The 13,613-nt window shown below is 73.2% G+C and carries 12 protein-coding genes and 1 pseudogene; 9 read left to right on the top strand and 4 right to left on the bottom strand.

All coding sequences use genetic code 11. The annotated features are described in order from the left end of the window. Positions 1-3: 3 nt before the first annotated feature. Positions 4-1,938, top strand: coding sequence for a S9 family peptidase (locus D0D28_RS29605; RefSeq protein WP_116114266.1), 1,935 nt, complete (start codon positions 4-6; stop codon positions 1,936-1,938). A gap of 7 nt (positions 1,939-1,945) precedes the next feature. Next, the gene (locus D0D28_RS29610) at positions 1,946-2,479 is read left to right on the top strand and encodes a GNAT family N-acetyltransferase (RefSeq protein ID WP_116114268.1); all 534 of its coding nucleotides are present in this window, start codon (positions 1,946-1,948) and stop codon (positions 2,477-2,479) included. Here D0D28_RS29610 and D0D28_RS29615 read toward each other — a convergent pair. Together D0D28_RS29615 and D0D28_RS29620 are read right to left on the bottom strand one after the other, a co-directional pair. Continuing rightward, positions 2,461-3,117: an RES family NAD+ phosphorylase gene (locus D0D28_RS29615; RefSeq protein WP_116114270.1), complete on the bottom strand. Its 657-nt coding sequence runs from the start codon at positions 3,115-3,117 to the stop codon at positions 2,461-2,463. The genes D0D28_RS29610 and D0D28_RS29615 overlap by 19 nt on opposite strands. A 16-nt stretch (positions 3,118-3,133) precedes the next feature. After that, entirely contained in the window at positions 3,134-3,718 is a 585-nt protein-coding gene (locus D0D28_RS29620; RefSeq protein ID WP_094006033.1) for a helix-turn-helix domain-containing protein, read from the bottom strand. Between the two features lie 151 nt (positions 3,719-3,869). Here D0D28_RS29620 and D0D28_RS29625 point away from each other — a divergent pair, with 151 nt between their 5' ends. The 3 genes from D0D28_RS29625 to D0D28_RS29635 are packed head-to-tail and all read left to right on the top strand — an operon-like array spanning position 3,870 to position 7,460. Continuing rightward, positions 3,870-5,426, top strand: coding sequence for a sugar ABC transporter ATP-binding protein (locus D0D28_RS29625; RefSeq protein WP_116114272.1), 1,557 nt, complete (start codon positions 3,870-3,872; stop codon positions 5,424-5,426). Then, positions 5,423-6,448, top strand: a complete 1,026-nt coding sequence (locus tag D0D28_RS29630) for an ABC transporter permease (protein WP_116114274.1) — start codon at positions 5,423-5,425, stop codon at positions 6,446-6,448. Before D0D28_RS29625 ends, D0D28_RS29630 begins: the two co-directional genes overlap by 4 nt. Before the next feature lie 16 nt (positions 6,449-6,464). Next, positions 6,465-7,460 carry a substrate-binding domain-containing protein gene (locus D0D28_RS29635; RefSeq protein ID WP_116114276.1) on the top strand — a complete coding sequence of 332 codons (996 nt, stop codon included), beginning with the start codon at positions 6,465-6,467 and terminating at the stop codon, positions 7,458-7,460. A gap of 112 nt (positions 7,461-7,572) precedes the next feature. On the opposite strand, the gene D0D28_RS29640 is transcribed toward D0D28_RS29635, so the two are convergent. After that, the gene (locus tag D0D28_RS29640; protein WP_094006021.1) at positions 7,573-8,553 is read right to left on the bottom strand and encodes a LacI family DNA-binding transcriptional regulator; all 981 of its coding nucleotides are present in this window, start codon (positions 8,551-8,553) and stop codon (positions 7,573-7,575) included. Positions 8,554-8,665: 112 nt separating this feature from the next. Here D0D28_RS29640 and D0D28_RS29645 point away from each other — a divergent pair, with 112 nt between their 5' ends. The 4 genes from D0D28_RS29645 to D0D28_RS29660 all read left to right on the top strand — a co-directional run bounded on the left by D0D28_RS29645 (position 8,666) and on the right by D0D28_RS29660 (position 12,917). Further along, a complete protein-coding gene (locus D0D28_RS29645) occupies positions 8,666-10,081 on the top strand; it encodes an L-fucose/L-arabinose isomerase family protein (protein WP_116114278.1) in 1,416 nt (471 codons plus the stop codon). Next, positions 10,074-11,564 carry an FGGY-family carbohydrate kinase gene (locus tag D0D28_RS29650; RefSeq protein WP_116114279.1) on the top strand — a complete coding sequence of 497 codons (1,491 nt, stop codon included), beginning with the start codon at positions 10,074-10,076 and terminating at the stop codon, positions 11,562-11,564. Before D0D28_RS29645 ends, D0D28_RS29650 begins: the two co-directional genes overlap by 8 nt. 9 nt (positions 11,565-11,573) lie before the next feature. Continuing rightward, entirely contained in the window at positions 11,574-12,278 is a 705-nt protein-coding gene (locus D0D28_RS29655) for an MgtC/SapB family protein (RefSeq protein WP_094006024.1), read from the top strand. A gap of 144 nt (positions 12,279-12,422) precedes the next feature. Further along, complete coding sequence (locus D0D28_RS29660) at positions 12,423-12,917, top strand: MmpS family transport accessory protein (RefSeq protein WP_240323408.1); 495 nt, start codon at positions 12,423-12,425, stop codon at positions 12,915-12,917. Positions 12,918-13,487: 570 nt separating this feature from the next. Here D0D28_RS29660 and D0D28_RS29665 read toward each other — a convergent pair. Beyond that, positions 13,488-13,613: pseudogene (locus tag D0D28_RS29665) on the bottom strand (IS481 family transposase); the annotation flags it as partial.

The following is a 13,613-nucleotide window of genomic DNA, read 5'->3' on the forward strand; positions in this document are numbered from 1 at the left end:
GGCATGCGTCCCTCGGATCTCGAACTCCTCGCCGTGCCCGGCACTCCCGCGCTGCACGGCACCCTGCTGCTGACCGCGGTCACCACCCCCGACCTCGGCGGCAACACCTATCGCGGTTCGCTGTGGCGGGCCGCCCCGGACGGCGGGGCGGCCCGGCAGTGGACCCACGGCGAGCGGGACACCGATCCCGCGATCTCCCCGGACGGCCGCTGGGTGGCCTTCCTGCGCGCGAACGGCGGCAAGCCGCAGCTGCACGTGATGCCCGCCGACGGCGGTGACGCCCGGCGCCTCACCGAGCTGCCGCCCGGCGGCGGCGTCCCGGTGTGGGCGCCGGACTCCCGCCGCATCGCCTTCACCGCGCGCCTGCCCGAAGCGGGCCGCTACGGCGCGCCGGACGAGGACGGTGAGGTCCTCGAACCGGACGCGGAGGCGCCGCGCCGGATCACCCGGTACGACTACCGGCTCGACGACGTCGGCTTCCTGCGGGACCGGCCGCGGCGGCTGTTCGTCATCGACACCACCGACACCACCGATCCGGGGGAGCCGGAGCCGCTGACCGACGACCGGGCCGACGTGTCCGACCCCGCGTGGCTGCCGGACGGCTCGGCCCTGCTGGTCGTCGCGCCCCGCGAGTGGGGCGGCGCCGACACCGAGGAGAGCGACCTCTATCTGGTGCCAGCCGGCGGCGGCGAGCCGGTGCTGGCGGTGCGGACCGCGGGCAGCGCCGCCAAGCCCGCCGTGTTCCCCGACGGCACCGTGTGCTTCTACGGCCCGGAGTTCACCTGGCCGCACGTCGTGGCGCGCAACGTCGGCCTGTGGTCGGCGGAGCTGCCCGCCGACGGTGAGCCGGCCAAGCCGCGGCGCCTGACCGACGCGGAATCGGTGTGCTGCACGACCGACGTGCCGCCGGCGCCGTTCCGCGACCAAATCCTGGTGACCGTGCTCAACCGCGGCGCCGTCGAGCTGCGGGCGGTGCCCCGCGACGCCGACCGGGCGCCGCTGGACGGCCCTGGCCGGCTGCTGGGTGGGCGGAGCGCGGTGCGGTCGTTCGCGGTGCACGAGGAGCGGATCGCGGCGGTCGTGGCGCGGCCGGACAGCTCCGGTGAGGTCGTGCTGCTGGACGGGCGGTCCGAGCGGGTGCTCACGGACTTCTCGAAGCCGGTGCGGGAGTCGGGGCTCCGCCCGGTCGAGGAGCTGACCACCACCGCGCCCGACGGGTACCCGGTGCACGGCTGGCTGGTGCGGCCCGAGGGCGAGGGCCCGCACCCGGTGCTGCTCGTGGTGCACGGCGGCCCGTTCGCCGCCTACGACTGGGGCCTGTTCGACGAGGCGCAGGTGTACGCGTCGGCCGGGTACGCCGTGGTGATGGGCAACCCGCGCGGGTCGGCCGGCTACGGCGAGAGCCACGGGCAGGCGATCGTGCACGGCCTGGGCACGGTGGACGTCGACGACGTGCTGGCGCTGCTGGACGCGGCCCTGGCGCGGGACGACCTGGACTCCTCGCGGGTCGGCGTGATGGGCGGCTCGTACGGCGGGTTCATGACGACGTGGCTGGCGGCCCACCACGGCTCGCGGTTCCGCGCCGCGTGGAGCGAGCGGGCCGTCAACGCGTGGGACTCGTTCACCGGCAGCTCGGACATCGGCTGGTTCTTCACGGAGGCGTACGTCGGCGCGGACCCGGTGGTGCAGCGCGAGCGGAGCCCGCTCACGTACGCGTCGCAGATCCGCATCCCGTTCGCGGTGGTGCACTCCGAGCACGACTGGCGCTGCCCGGTCGAACAGGCGCAGCGGCTGTTCGTGGAGCTCAAGCGGACCGGCACGGAGGTGGAGATGCTGCTCTTCCCGGGCGAGGGCCACGAGCTGAGCCGCTCGGGCAAGCCGCGCCACCGGGTGCAACGCTTCGACGCGATCCTGGAGTGGTGGTCGCGCCACCTGTGACGAGGCGATGGGCGACGTGGCGGGCGCCGGTCACCGAGGCGGAGACGCTGGCCCGGATCAACTCGAGTGCTGGCGCTCCGCCTACCGCGGGATCGTCCCCGACGCGCACCTGGACGGCTTGCGGGCCGAGGACCGGGTCGAGCGCTTCCGCGCCCGGCTCGGCCTCCCCGGCCCTGGAGCCACCTGGGTCGCGGTGACCGAGAGCGGGACCATCGCCGCCTACGCGACGGTGGTCCCGGCGCGTGACGACCGGGACCCGGTGCCCGGCATGCTCACCGGCGAGTTGGCGTCGTTGTACGCCGCACCGGAGTTCCACGGCTCCGGTGCGGGTTCCGCCGTGCAGCAGGCGGGCCTGGCGCATCTGGCCGCGGAGGGGTTCCGCCACGCCGTGGTCTGGGTGTTCCGGGACAACCCCGGTGCCCGCCGGTTCTACGAGCGCACCGGCTGGGCCTGCGACGAGGTGACCAAGGACGCCCACATCGGCGGCGCGCCGACCCCGGAAATCCGCTACTCCCGTGCCCTTCAGTTCAGCAGCACGTAGTTCAGCTCCTCGCAGACCCGGCCCAGCGGCACGTCCAGCCCGGGGTGGTCCAGCGGCAGCAGCACGTCCGGCGCCAGCGGCAGCGCCTCGGCGACCGCGGGGTCCCACAGGCACAGCGCGGGGTGCCCGCCGTCCATCGACGAGCGGTACCACAGCCCGTCCAGCTCGGGGAACGCCGCGCGGATCGCCCGCGCCCAGGCCTGCGTGATCTTCTTCGGCCCGCTCGAGATCTCCTGCGACGCCCCGACCCGCGTCGGCCACAGGCCGGTCAGGTCGAGCAGCCTCAGCGGCCGCGTCGGGCGCACCACGACCAGCCGCGGCACGCGCGTCTTGCGGTCGACCAGCGACGTCGTCTGGAACACCTCGGCCACGCTGGTCCGCACGGTCAGCCCGAAGTACAGCACCCCCTGCCCCGGATCGGTGACCGCGCCCCCGTCCCGGCCGGGCGGCTGCGGGTCGAACCGGCCGTGCGGCAGCGGCCCGGTGTAGCGGAACGTGTTCCACCGCTGCGGGTGGTTGCCGCCGGCGCTGAAGATCCGGACCAGCCGCTGCGCCGGCGGCACGCGCACGATGTCGGTTTCCGGGCGCAGGGCAGCGAGGAGTTCGGCCCGCGACGGCGGGAGTGGCAGACGTGCCATGAGAGGTGATGCGACCTCAGAACGGGGTGCCGAGGGTGGCGGCGAGCGCGGCGACCGGCGCCGGGTCGCCCCCGGCCAGCAGCCACTGCCGGGGGGTGACGGGGCGTCCGCCGATCTCCAGGTCGGCCTGCGCGGTGTTCATGAACGCGGCCACGACCAGCGCGGGCTGGTCGTCCGGCACGGCGGCCAGCACGACCTCGAGCCCGGGCAGGGCGCCCCGTTCGCTGAACTGCCACGCAGGCAACCGCCAGCCGCCCTGGTCCTTCCAGCCGGTCAGGCGGCGCTCGCCCAGCTTGTGCCGGATCCGGCTCGGATCGACGCCCAGCAGCCGCGCGGCCTCGGCGACCGTGAGGGCGGATTCGGCCAGCACCGCGTGCGCGGCGACCGACGGCGCGCGGCTGTCCGGCTCGTCGTCACGCCGGGGCGACAGATCGAGCCCGGCCTCGGCGAGCGCGGCCCGCTGCCCTGCCGAGAAGAAGGACGACGGGTCCGGGTTCGGCGGGGCGAGGCGGCGCGCGGCGTCCTCGACCAGCGTGAGGAAGTCCGCGGCGTCGATGCGGAGGCCCGCCTTGGCGAGGACGTTCTCCAGCGCGACCGTCATGGGCATCAGCATAGCCGTCGGCGTGCGGGTTCGTGCGCCCTGGGGGAAACTGTCCGCAGAGGACACATTCCGGTCCACTCTTGACATGTGCCGCAGGTCACTCTAGGTTCGGCCAAGTAATCGATTTCTCGCAGCGTGGCGAGGGGGCCAGATGGACGCGGACCCGCGGTCGCCCCTGGTCGAGCTGGCCGGGGTGAGCAAGTCCTACGGCGGGGTCCACGCGGTGCGTGACGTCGATTTCACTGTCCGTGCCGGGGAAGTGCACGCGTTGCTCGGGGAAAACGGCGCGGGCAAGTCGACTCTGATGAAGGTTCTCTCCGGTGAGGTCGGCGGCTATCGCGGGGAAATCCGCATCGACGGCGTGCCCGTGAAGTTCGCCCGGCCCGCCGACGCGCAGCGCGCCGGGGTGGCGATGATCCACCAGGAACTCGACCTCGTCCCGGCCCTGCCGGTCGCCGAGAACGTGTTCCTGGGCCGCGAGCCGCGCACCCGCCTGGGCACGATCGACCGCCGCCGGATGGTGCGCGAAACCGCGCGGCTGCTGGACCGGATCGGCATCGCCCTCGACCCGCGCCGCCCGGTGGAGCAGCTGCGCACCGGGGAGCAGCAGCTCGTCACGATCGCCAAGGCGTTGTCGCTGGACGCGCGGATCATCGTGATGGACGAGCCGACGTCCGCGTTGTCCGCACCGGAAATCGACCGGTTGTTCGCCGTCATCGCCGAACTGCGCCGCGGCGGCGCCGGCGTCGTCTACATCTCGCACCGGATGGACGAGATCGGCCGCGTGGCCGACCGGGCGACCGTGCTGCGCAACGGCGAAGTCGTGGCGGAGTTCGACGCGCGGGCGATGACCGCGCAGCAGGCGTCCGAGGCGATGGTCGGCAGGCCGGTCGAATCGATGTTCCGCACCGGTGACGGCGCGGCGGCGGGGGAGGAGCTGCTGCGCGTCGAAGACCTGGTCGTGACGTCGCGCCGGCCCGGGCGGCGCGATCCGGCCGGGATCAGCCTGACCGTGGGGCGCGGCGAGATCGTCGGCGTGGCCGGGCTGCTCGGCGCCGGCCGCACGGAGCTGCTCGAGACCATCTACGGCGTCGGGGGACGCTGGTCCGGGCGGATTCTGTTGCGCGGCGAGGAGATCCGCCCGCGCGGCCCGCGCGCCGCCCTGCGGCTGGGGATCGCGTTCGTGCCGGAGGACCGGCGCATCGCCGGGCTGGCGCTGGAGCACTCCGTGCTCGCCAACACGGTGCTGTCCATTGTGGACCGCATCGCGCGGGCGGGTGTGGTGCCCCGTCGGCGGGAACGCGGCGCGGCGAAGGAGATGGTCGACCGCCTCGGCGTCAAACTCTCCTCGCTGCGCGATCCGGTGGGGTCGCTGTCCGGCGGCAACCAGCAGAAGGTCGTGCTGGGGCGCGGCCTGCTCACCGATCCGGCGCTGCTGCTGCTGGACGAGCCGACGCGCGGGGTGGACGTCGGGGCGAAGGCCGAGATCTACCGGCTGCTCGGCGAGGCGGCGAGCAGGGGCGTGGGGGTCCTGCTCGCGTCGTCGGAACCGGCCGAGCTGATCGGCGTCTGCCACCGCGTGGTCGTGCTGCGGGACGGGCGTGCCGTGCGGGAACTGGACACGGCGAGCGCGGGAGAAGCGGAGCTGCTGGCGTTCTCGATGGGCGAGGGGGCCGTCGAGGACCTGGTGGCGGAAGGGACGTCATGACCAAGGTGGAGGCGCTGCCGGACCTGGCCCACCCCGGCGGCGGCCTGCTGGCGACGCTGTTCCGGTTCCAGAGCCTGTTCGGCCTGGTGCTGGTGTTCATCGCGGCGGTGGTGTACTCGCCGAGCAAGAACGGCGAGCTGGTGTTCCTGGACTCGGGCAACCTGTTCAACGTCGTGCGTTCGATGTCGGAGATCGGGATCCTCGCCGTCGGGATGACGCTGGTGATCCTCATCGGCGGCATCGACCTGTCCGTCGGGTCGGTGCTCGGCCTGGCCAGCGTCGGCTCGGCGGTGCTGCTCACCGAGAACGACCTCGGCCTGGTGCCCGCGGTGCTCACGGTGCTCGCGATCGGGCTCGGGTTCGGCCTGCTGCAGGGGTTCGCGATCACCTCGTTCGGCATCCAGGCGTTCATCGTGACCCTGGCCGGCATGCAGATCGCGCGCGGGCTGGCGCGGATCTGGTCCGGCGGGCAGGGCGTGTCGATCACCTACGGCGACGGGCCGGGCCAGGCGCCCGAGACGTTCTCGCTGCTGGGGGAGCGCACGTTCAACGGGCTGGTGCCGATCCCCGCGCTGATCTTCCTGGTGGTCGCCGCGCTGGCGGTGGTGCTGCTGCGGGTCAGCGCGTTCTCCCGGCACGTCTACGCCATCGGCGGGAACGAGAAGGCCGCGCGCCTGTCCGGGGTGCCGGTCAAGCGGGTCAAGATCGTCGTGTTCGGCCTGTGCGGGCTGCTGGCCGCGCTGGCCGGGATCGTGCACGCCGGGCAGCTCAACTTCGGCGGCCCCAACGACGGCGCGATGTACGAACTGGACGCGATCGCCGCCGTGGTCATCGGCGGCACCAGCCTGATGGGCGGGCGCGGTTCGGTGGTCGGCACGGTGGCCGGCGCGCTGCTGGTGGGCGTGCTGCGCAACATCCTGGGCCTGAACAACGTGGACTCCAACGTCCAGCTGCTCGTGATCGGCCTGGTCATCGTGCTCGCCGCGGGGCTGCAACGGCTGCGCCCGGCATCGGTTTCCTGACGAGAGGGGAAGAATCATGCGGAAGTCCCGTGGCCTGGCGGCGGTGGGCGCGTGCCTGCTGCTCGCGGCGTGCGGCACCACGAACGAGAACTCCGGCAGCGGCACCGGTGCGCAGGGCGCGCCGGAGCGGTGCGGCGCCGACGGGCAGTACACGATCGGGATGAGCCAGGCGAACGTCGCCGAACCGTACCGGCAGCGGATGGACGACGACATCCGCGCGGCGGCCGCGTCGGTGCCGCAGTTCACCGTCAACTTCGCCGACGCCGCGCAGGACAACTCCAAGCAGGTCGAGCAGGTCGACAACTTCCTCACCCAGCAGATCGACCTGCTCATCATCAGCCCCAACGAGGCGACGCCGCTCACTGCGCCGGTGAAACGCGCCTACGACAAGGGGATTCCGGTGCTGGTGCTGGACCGCAAGGTCGACGGGGACGCCTACACGTCGTTCATCGGCGCGGACAACGTCGACATCGGACGGCAGGCCGGCGAGTACTTCAAGAACGTGCTGCTGCCCGGTGGCGGCAAGATCGGCGAGCTGCGCGGGCTGGCCGGGTCGACCCCGGCGCGGGAGCGGCACGACGGGTTCGTGCAGGGCATCCAGGGTTCGCGGATCGAGATCGTGGCCGCGCAGGACGGCGACTGGCTGCGGGACAAGGGCCAGCAGCAGGCCGACGCGATCCTCAAGGCCAATCCCGACATCCAGGCGATCTACTCGCACAACGACCCGATGGGCGAGGGCGCGCGGATCGCCGCCGCGAACGCCGGACGGCCCGACCTGCCGATCACCGGGATCGACGGCCTGCCGATCGAATCGGGCGGCCTGAAGGCGGTCGAGGCGGGCCGTCTGTCGGCGACGTTCCTCTACCCGACGGGCGGCAAGGAGGCGATCGCGGCGGCGAAGACCATCCTGGTGGACTGCGGTCAGGTGCCGAAGACGCAGACCCTGCCGACCAAGCTGGTGACGAAGGAGAACGCGGCCGCCACGTACGCGGAGTTGAACGGCGGTTCCTGAAGCGCGGGTCGCCGCCCGGCTCGGGGTGGGGCGGCGGCTACGGCTCGCGGCGCCGGGATGGCCGATCCGGCGCCGCGTTGCCCCGCCAAGACTCCCCCGGAAAGAACCGCCCTCACCCGCGGTGGCTGCTGCCCCGCTCGATGAGCCGCGCCTCCAGCGTCGTCGCGGTCGGGGGGAGCGAGCCGTCGGCGATGCGGGCCAGCAGCAGCCTCGCGGCCTCCGCCCCGATCTCGTACGCCGGCTGCGCCACCACCGTCAGCGGCGGGTCGATGAGCGTCGCCCACGGGACGTCGTCGAAGGCCACCACCCCGACGTCCCGCCCCAGCCGCAGGCCCTCCGCCCGCAGCGTCTCCAGCACGCCGATCGCCATCGCGCTGTTGGCGACCAGCAACGCGTCCGGCGGCTCCGCGGCGGCCAGCAGTTCCCGCGTCGCCGCCTCGCCGCCGGCCGCCCGGTACTCCGCCCGCCGCTCGCGCCGCCTGCGCCGCCCCAGCGCGTCCCGGTACCCGGCGAGCCGGTCGTCCGCCGTGCGCACCCCCTTCGGCCCGGTCACGCACCCGATCCGCCGGTAACCCGCCGCCAGCAGGTGCTCGGTCGCCGCCCGCGCCGCCGCTCGGCTGTCGACCAGCACCTGGTCGCCGGTTCCCGCCCGCAGCGGCCGGTCCACCGCGACCACCGGCGTGCCGCGCCCCAGCAGCATCTCCACCCCGGCCCACTCGTCGGTCGGCGAGATGACCACCCCGGCCACCCGCTCCTGCAGCGCCACGTCGATGTAGCGGCGCTCCTTCTCGGCGCTCTCGTCGGAGTTGCACAGCACCACGGAGTAACCGGCCGTCTGCGCCACGTCCTCGACGCCCCGCGCGATCGCGGTGAAGAACGGGTTCTCCACATCGGAGATGATGAGCGCGAGGACCGCGGTCTCCTGGCGGCGCAGGTTCCGGGCGAGCCCGTTGGGCTGGTAGCCCAGCTCCTCGGCGGCCGCGCGCACCCGGACGACCAGCGCCGGATCCACTGTGGACACGCCGTTCAGCGCCCGCGACACGGTGGCCGTGGACACCCCGGCGCGCCGCGCCACATCGCTGATGGTCGCCACCGCGACCTCCCGTCTCCCGTGCCGCTCACGCGGTGGACCCGTGGTGGTATTGACACCGTCCGGGCTCCAGAATAGCGTCTTGAGTAATCGATTACCCGCCCTAGGAGGCAGCGTGGCCCGCATCGGTGTGATCAGCATTTCCGACGGGCGTGACCATGTGCACGCGCGCAACGCCCGGTTCCTCCAGTCCAAACAGGACGCGCTCGTGCGGTCGCTCGCCTCGGCCGGGCACGAGGTGGTCGCGGGCAGTGACCTGGTCGCCACCAACACGCTGGCCACGTCGGTGGCGCGCGAGGTCGCCGCCGACGGGGTGGACGTCACGATCTTCTACTACGCGGTGTGGAGCTTCCCGCACTTCACGATGCTCGCCGCGGACGCCACCCGCAGCCCGCTGATCCTGGTCGCGAGCACCGATCCCACCGAACCGGGCCTGGTCGGCATGCTCGCCGCGGGCGGGGCGCTGGACCAGATCGGCCGCGCCCACACCCGGCTGTGGGGCGCGCCGGACGACGCGGACCTGGCCGCGCGGGTGGGCGCGCACGCGCGGGCCGCGGCGGCGGTCGCGTCGCTGCGCGGGTCGACCTTCGGCCGCTTCGGCGGGCGCCCGATGGGCATGAACACCGCGGTCGCCAACACCGACCAGTGGATGCGCCAGTTCGGCGTCGACGTCGAGGAGATCGACCAGTACGAGCTGGTGCTGCGCGCGGAGAAGGCCGACGTGGGCGAGGCGGCCAAGGCGCGCCGGTGGATCGAGGAGCACGCGGGCGGCGTCCACTACGACGGGCGGAAGCTCACGCCCGAGCTGCTGGAGCGGCAGATCCGGTCGTACCTGGCGATCCGGGACATCATCGACGAGCGCAAGCTGGACTTCTCCGGTATCAAGGGCCAGCCCGAGCTGACCGAGCACTTCGCCACGATGGACGTCACCGAGGCCTTCCTCAACGACCCCTACGATTGGAACGGCCCCAAGCCGGTGCACGTCACCGCCACCGAGGCGGACATGGACGGCGCGCTGACCATGCAGCTCATGCACGAGATCTCCGGCGACCCGGTGCTGTTCGCCGACGTGCGCCACTACCACGCCGATCGCGACATCTGGGACCTGTGCAATTCCGGCCAGCACGCCACCTGGTACGCCGCGCGCAGCGACGACCCGGCGGAGAACCTGCGCAAGGTCCACTTCTACCCGGAGGTCTTCTTCTTCCCGGCAGGCGGGGCGTCCGTGCAGCACATCGCCGCGCCCGGGCAGATGACACTGGGGCGGCTCACCCGGCGGGCGGGGGAGTACCGTCTGCAGCTGATGCTGGGCGAGTTCGAGAACTACGACGACGAGACCAACGACGCGCTGATGCGCCAGTCCACCCCCGAGTGGCCGCACGCCTGGGCCCGGCTGGACGCGCCCGCCGAGACGTTCCTGTCCGAGTTCGGGGCCAACCACATCCACGCGATCCCCGGCGACCACCGCGCCGAGCTGCGCGCCGCGGCCGGCCTGCTCGGCGTCGAAGTGCACGAGTGGTCCCGTGGCTGACCTGCTGCTCGGCATCGACATCGGGACGTCCAGCTCGAAGGGCGTCCTGGTCACCCGCGACGGGGAGATCGTCGCCCGCGCGTCCCGGGCGCACGAGACCTCCCACCCGCACCCCGGCTGGGTCGAGCACGACGCGGAAACGGTGTGGTGGCAGGACTTCCTCGCGCTGACCCGTGAGCTGGTCGCCGCCGCGGGCGACCGGAAGCTCGCCGCGCTGGCGGTGAGCGGTATCGGCCCGGTGCTGCTGCCCGCCGACTCCGGCGGAGCGCCGCTGCGGCCGGCCATCCTGTACGGCGTGGACACCCGCGCCTCGCGGGAGATCGAGGAGCTGACCGCGGAACTCGGCGCGGAGTCCATTGTGGAACGCGCCGGGACGGCGTTGTCGTCGCAGGCGGTCGGCCCGAAGTGGCGCTGGCTCGCGCGGCACGAGCCGGAGGTGTTCCGGCGGACCCGGCTGTTCCTGATGTGCAGTTCCTACCTGGTGCACCGGCTGACCGGCGAGTACGTCCTGGACCACCACTCGGCCAGCCAGTGCGACCCGATGTACGACCTGCGCGCCGGGGACTGGGCCGCGGACTGGGCGGCCCTGTGCGCGCCCGGGGTCGAGATGCCGCGGCTGGTGTGGCCGACCGAGGTGGCCGCCACCGTGAGCGCGGCCGCGGCGGCGGAAACCGGCCTGCCGCAGGGGCTTCCGGTCACCGCGGGCACGGTCGACGCGTGGGCCGAGGCCGCCAGCGTCGGCGTGAGCGAGCCCGGCGACACCATGGTCATGTACGGCACCACGATGTTCCTGATCCAGGTGCTCGCCGACCCGCGCCCGCACACCGGCCTGTGGACCACGTGCGGAGCGTTCCCCGGCACGTACTCGCTCGCCGCCGGGATGGCCACCTCCGGCGCGATCACCGACTGGCTGCGCCGTCTCGTCGGCGGCGACTTCGCCACGCTCGTCGACGAGGCCGCGAAGGTGTCGCCGGGCAGCCGCGGACTGCTGATGCTGCCGTACTTCGCGGGGGAACGCACGCCGCTGTTCGACCCGGACGCGCGCGGGGTGCTGGCCGGGCTGACCACCTCGCACGGCATCGGCGAGATCTACCGGGCGGCGCTGGAGGGCATCGCCTACGGGGTGCGGCACAACCTGGAGGCGATGCGCGACTCGGGCGGTGTGGCGCGGCGCCTGGTCGCGGTCGGCGGCGGCACGCAGGGCGGGCTGTGGACGCAGATCGTCAGCGACGTGACCGGCGCCGACCAGCAGGTGCCCGCCGAGACGATCGGCGCGGCGTTCGGCGACGCGTTCCTGGCGGCCGTCGCGATCGGCGCGGAACCGGACATCGCGCGCTGGAACCCGGTGGCGAGCACGGTGCGCCCGGATCCTGCCGCGGTGGACGTCTATGACCGGTTCTACCCGCGCTACCGTGAACTCTATCCCTCCACAAAGGACATAACGCACTTTCTGGCCGAGCGTCAGCGGGAGAGCGGGCACTAGCCTGGCCGGGTGTTGTCCGAACCCTCGGGCCAGGGCTGGCAGCAGGTCGGCGAACTCGTGCTCGCGCTGGTGCTGTGCTCGCTGATCGGCCTGGAACGCGAACTGAAGCAGAAGAGCGCCGGGCTGCGCACGCACACCCTGGTCGGGGTGGGGGCGGCGCTGTTCCTCCTGGTGAGCAAGTACGGGTTCACCGACGTGCTCGCGCCGGGGCGGATCGTGCTGGACCCGTCGCGGGTGGCGGCGCAGATCGTGTCCGGGATCGGGTTCATCGGCGGCGGGCTGATCTTCGTGCGCCGCGACGTGGTGCGCGGCCTGACCACCGCCGCGGTGGTGTGGATGAGCGTCGCGGTCGGATGCGCCTGCGCGGCCGGGCTGCCGCTGCTCGCGCTGGTCGTCACGGCGGCGCACTTCGTGGTGGTCTACGGCTACCCGCCGCTGGTGCGGCTGCTGACGCGGCGGAGCCCGGCGACGACGACGGTGCGGCTGGCCTACCGCGACGGCGAGGGGGTCCTGCGACGGATCCTCGAGCTGGCGACCCGCGCGGGCTATTCGGTGGAGCAGGCGCTGTCCGCCCGCCGCGACACCGGCCGGGTGATCGACCTGCGGATGCGCCTGCTCGGGCCGCGGCGCGTCGACGACCTGCTCGCCACACTGGCCGAGCAGCCCGGGATCGTGGCGGTCGAAACCGGCGGTGTGGACGATACGAGCGAGTAGAAGCCGCAGGTCAGCGGTTCGCGCTACCCCAAGCGGGTGAAAAGCGGATGGTCAGGTTCCCGGAAGGTAACGATTGACGCTCGGCTTGCGAGGAATGGTTGACGCGCTCGGTGGAAGCGCGGTGAGCCGAGAGAAGACGACGCCATGGGTGTTGTTCCCACCGCGGGCCCAGGCCCGGGACCGCGGCGGCCGCTGGCCAGTTCGATGGCGGTGTTCGCCGCGCTCGGAGTGGTCCTGACGGTCGGCCTCACCTCGCTGCTCGTCGCCGGGCACCGGTCCGCCGACCCGTCGGTGGGTTCGCTGAGCGGGGCCAGTGCGCCGGTGGTGGCGCCGGTCGCGCCGGTGCCGCAGGTGTCCTACGCCGTGACGTACGAGCTGGCCGGTGGCGCGGGCGCGCTGAACGTGACGTACGTGGCGCAGGGGTCGGGCATCGCGCAGGTCCTGGAGACGGACACGCCGTGGTCGGTGTCGCTGCAGCGGACCGGGGCGCAGGGGGCGGAGCAGTACGTCAGCCTGACGGCGCAGAACGCCGGCGGCGGCACCCTGACGTGCCGGATCATCGTGGACGGCGTCGTCGTCAGCGAGCGATCCGTGTCCACGCCGCAGGGCATGGTGCGCTGCTCGAAGTCGCTGCCCTGACGTCGCCGCCCTGACTTCACCTGATCCGCCGTCGTCCCGCCGGGGGTGGCGGCGGCACCGCCGGGGCCGGGGCGAGCGGCGCCCGCGCTGCTCTCGGGGCTGCCGAGCATTCGACCGTTCCGTGCCGTTTGGTGCTCTCCCTCGTCCGTAGGCGGTTGGGCTGCGGTCGCATTGCGGCCGCGGGCGCCGTGCCTGCCCTGCGGTGGCTCAGTCCCGCTGGGGCCTGGGGCGAGCCGGCCCGCGCTGTTGTCGGGGCCGGTGAGCCTTCGACCGTTCCGGACGCGTGATCTCGCTCATCCATGGGCGGTGGGGCTGCGCCGCATTCCGGCCCGCGCCGCACCTGCCCTGCGGTGCCCCAGCGCCGCCAAGGCCCAGCGCGAGCCGGGCCCTGGCGCAGTCGGGGCCACCGGGGCACTCACAGCGCCTTGGATCAGTGTGGCTTGGCGCTCTCGCTCATCCATGGGCAGCAGGGCTGTGGCCGCACTCCGGCCCTCGCCGCGCCGGCTCTGCGGTGACTCAGCGCCACCAGGCCCCAGCGCGAGCCGCCCCCTCCCCGGAGCCGCCGAGACGCTAGCTGTATGAGGCCGTGACATTGGTGACGCCGGTGTGGAGCCGGGTCGCGGGTGGCTGATCTCCGGCAGCAGTGTGTGGTCGATGGTAGTTGTAGTGGATGTTCCAGATCGCTAACGCCTCGGT

The sequence above is a fragment of the Amycolatopsis ruanii genome (assembly GCF_003385175.1).
Classification (GTDB): Bacteria; Actinomycetota; Actinomycetes; order Mycobacteriales; family Pseudonocardiaceae; genus Amycolatopsis_E; species Amycolatopsis_E thermalba.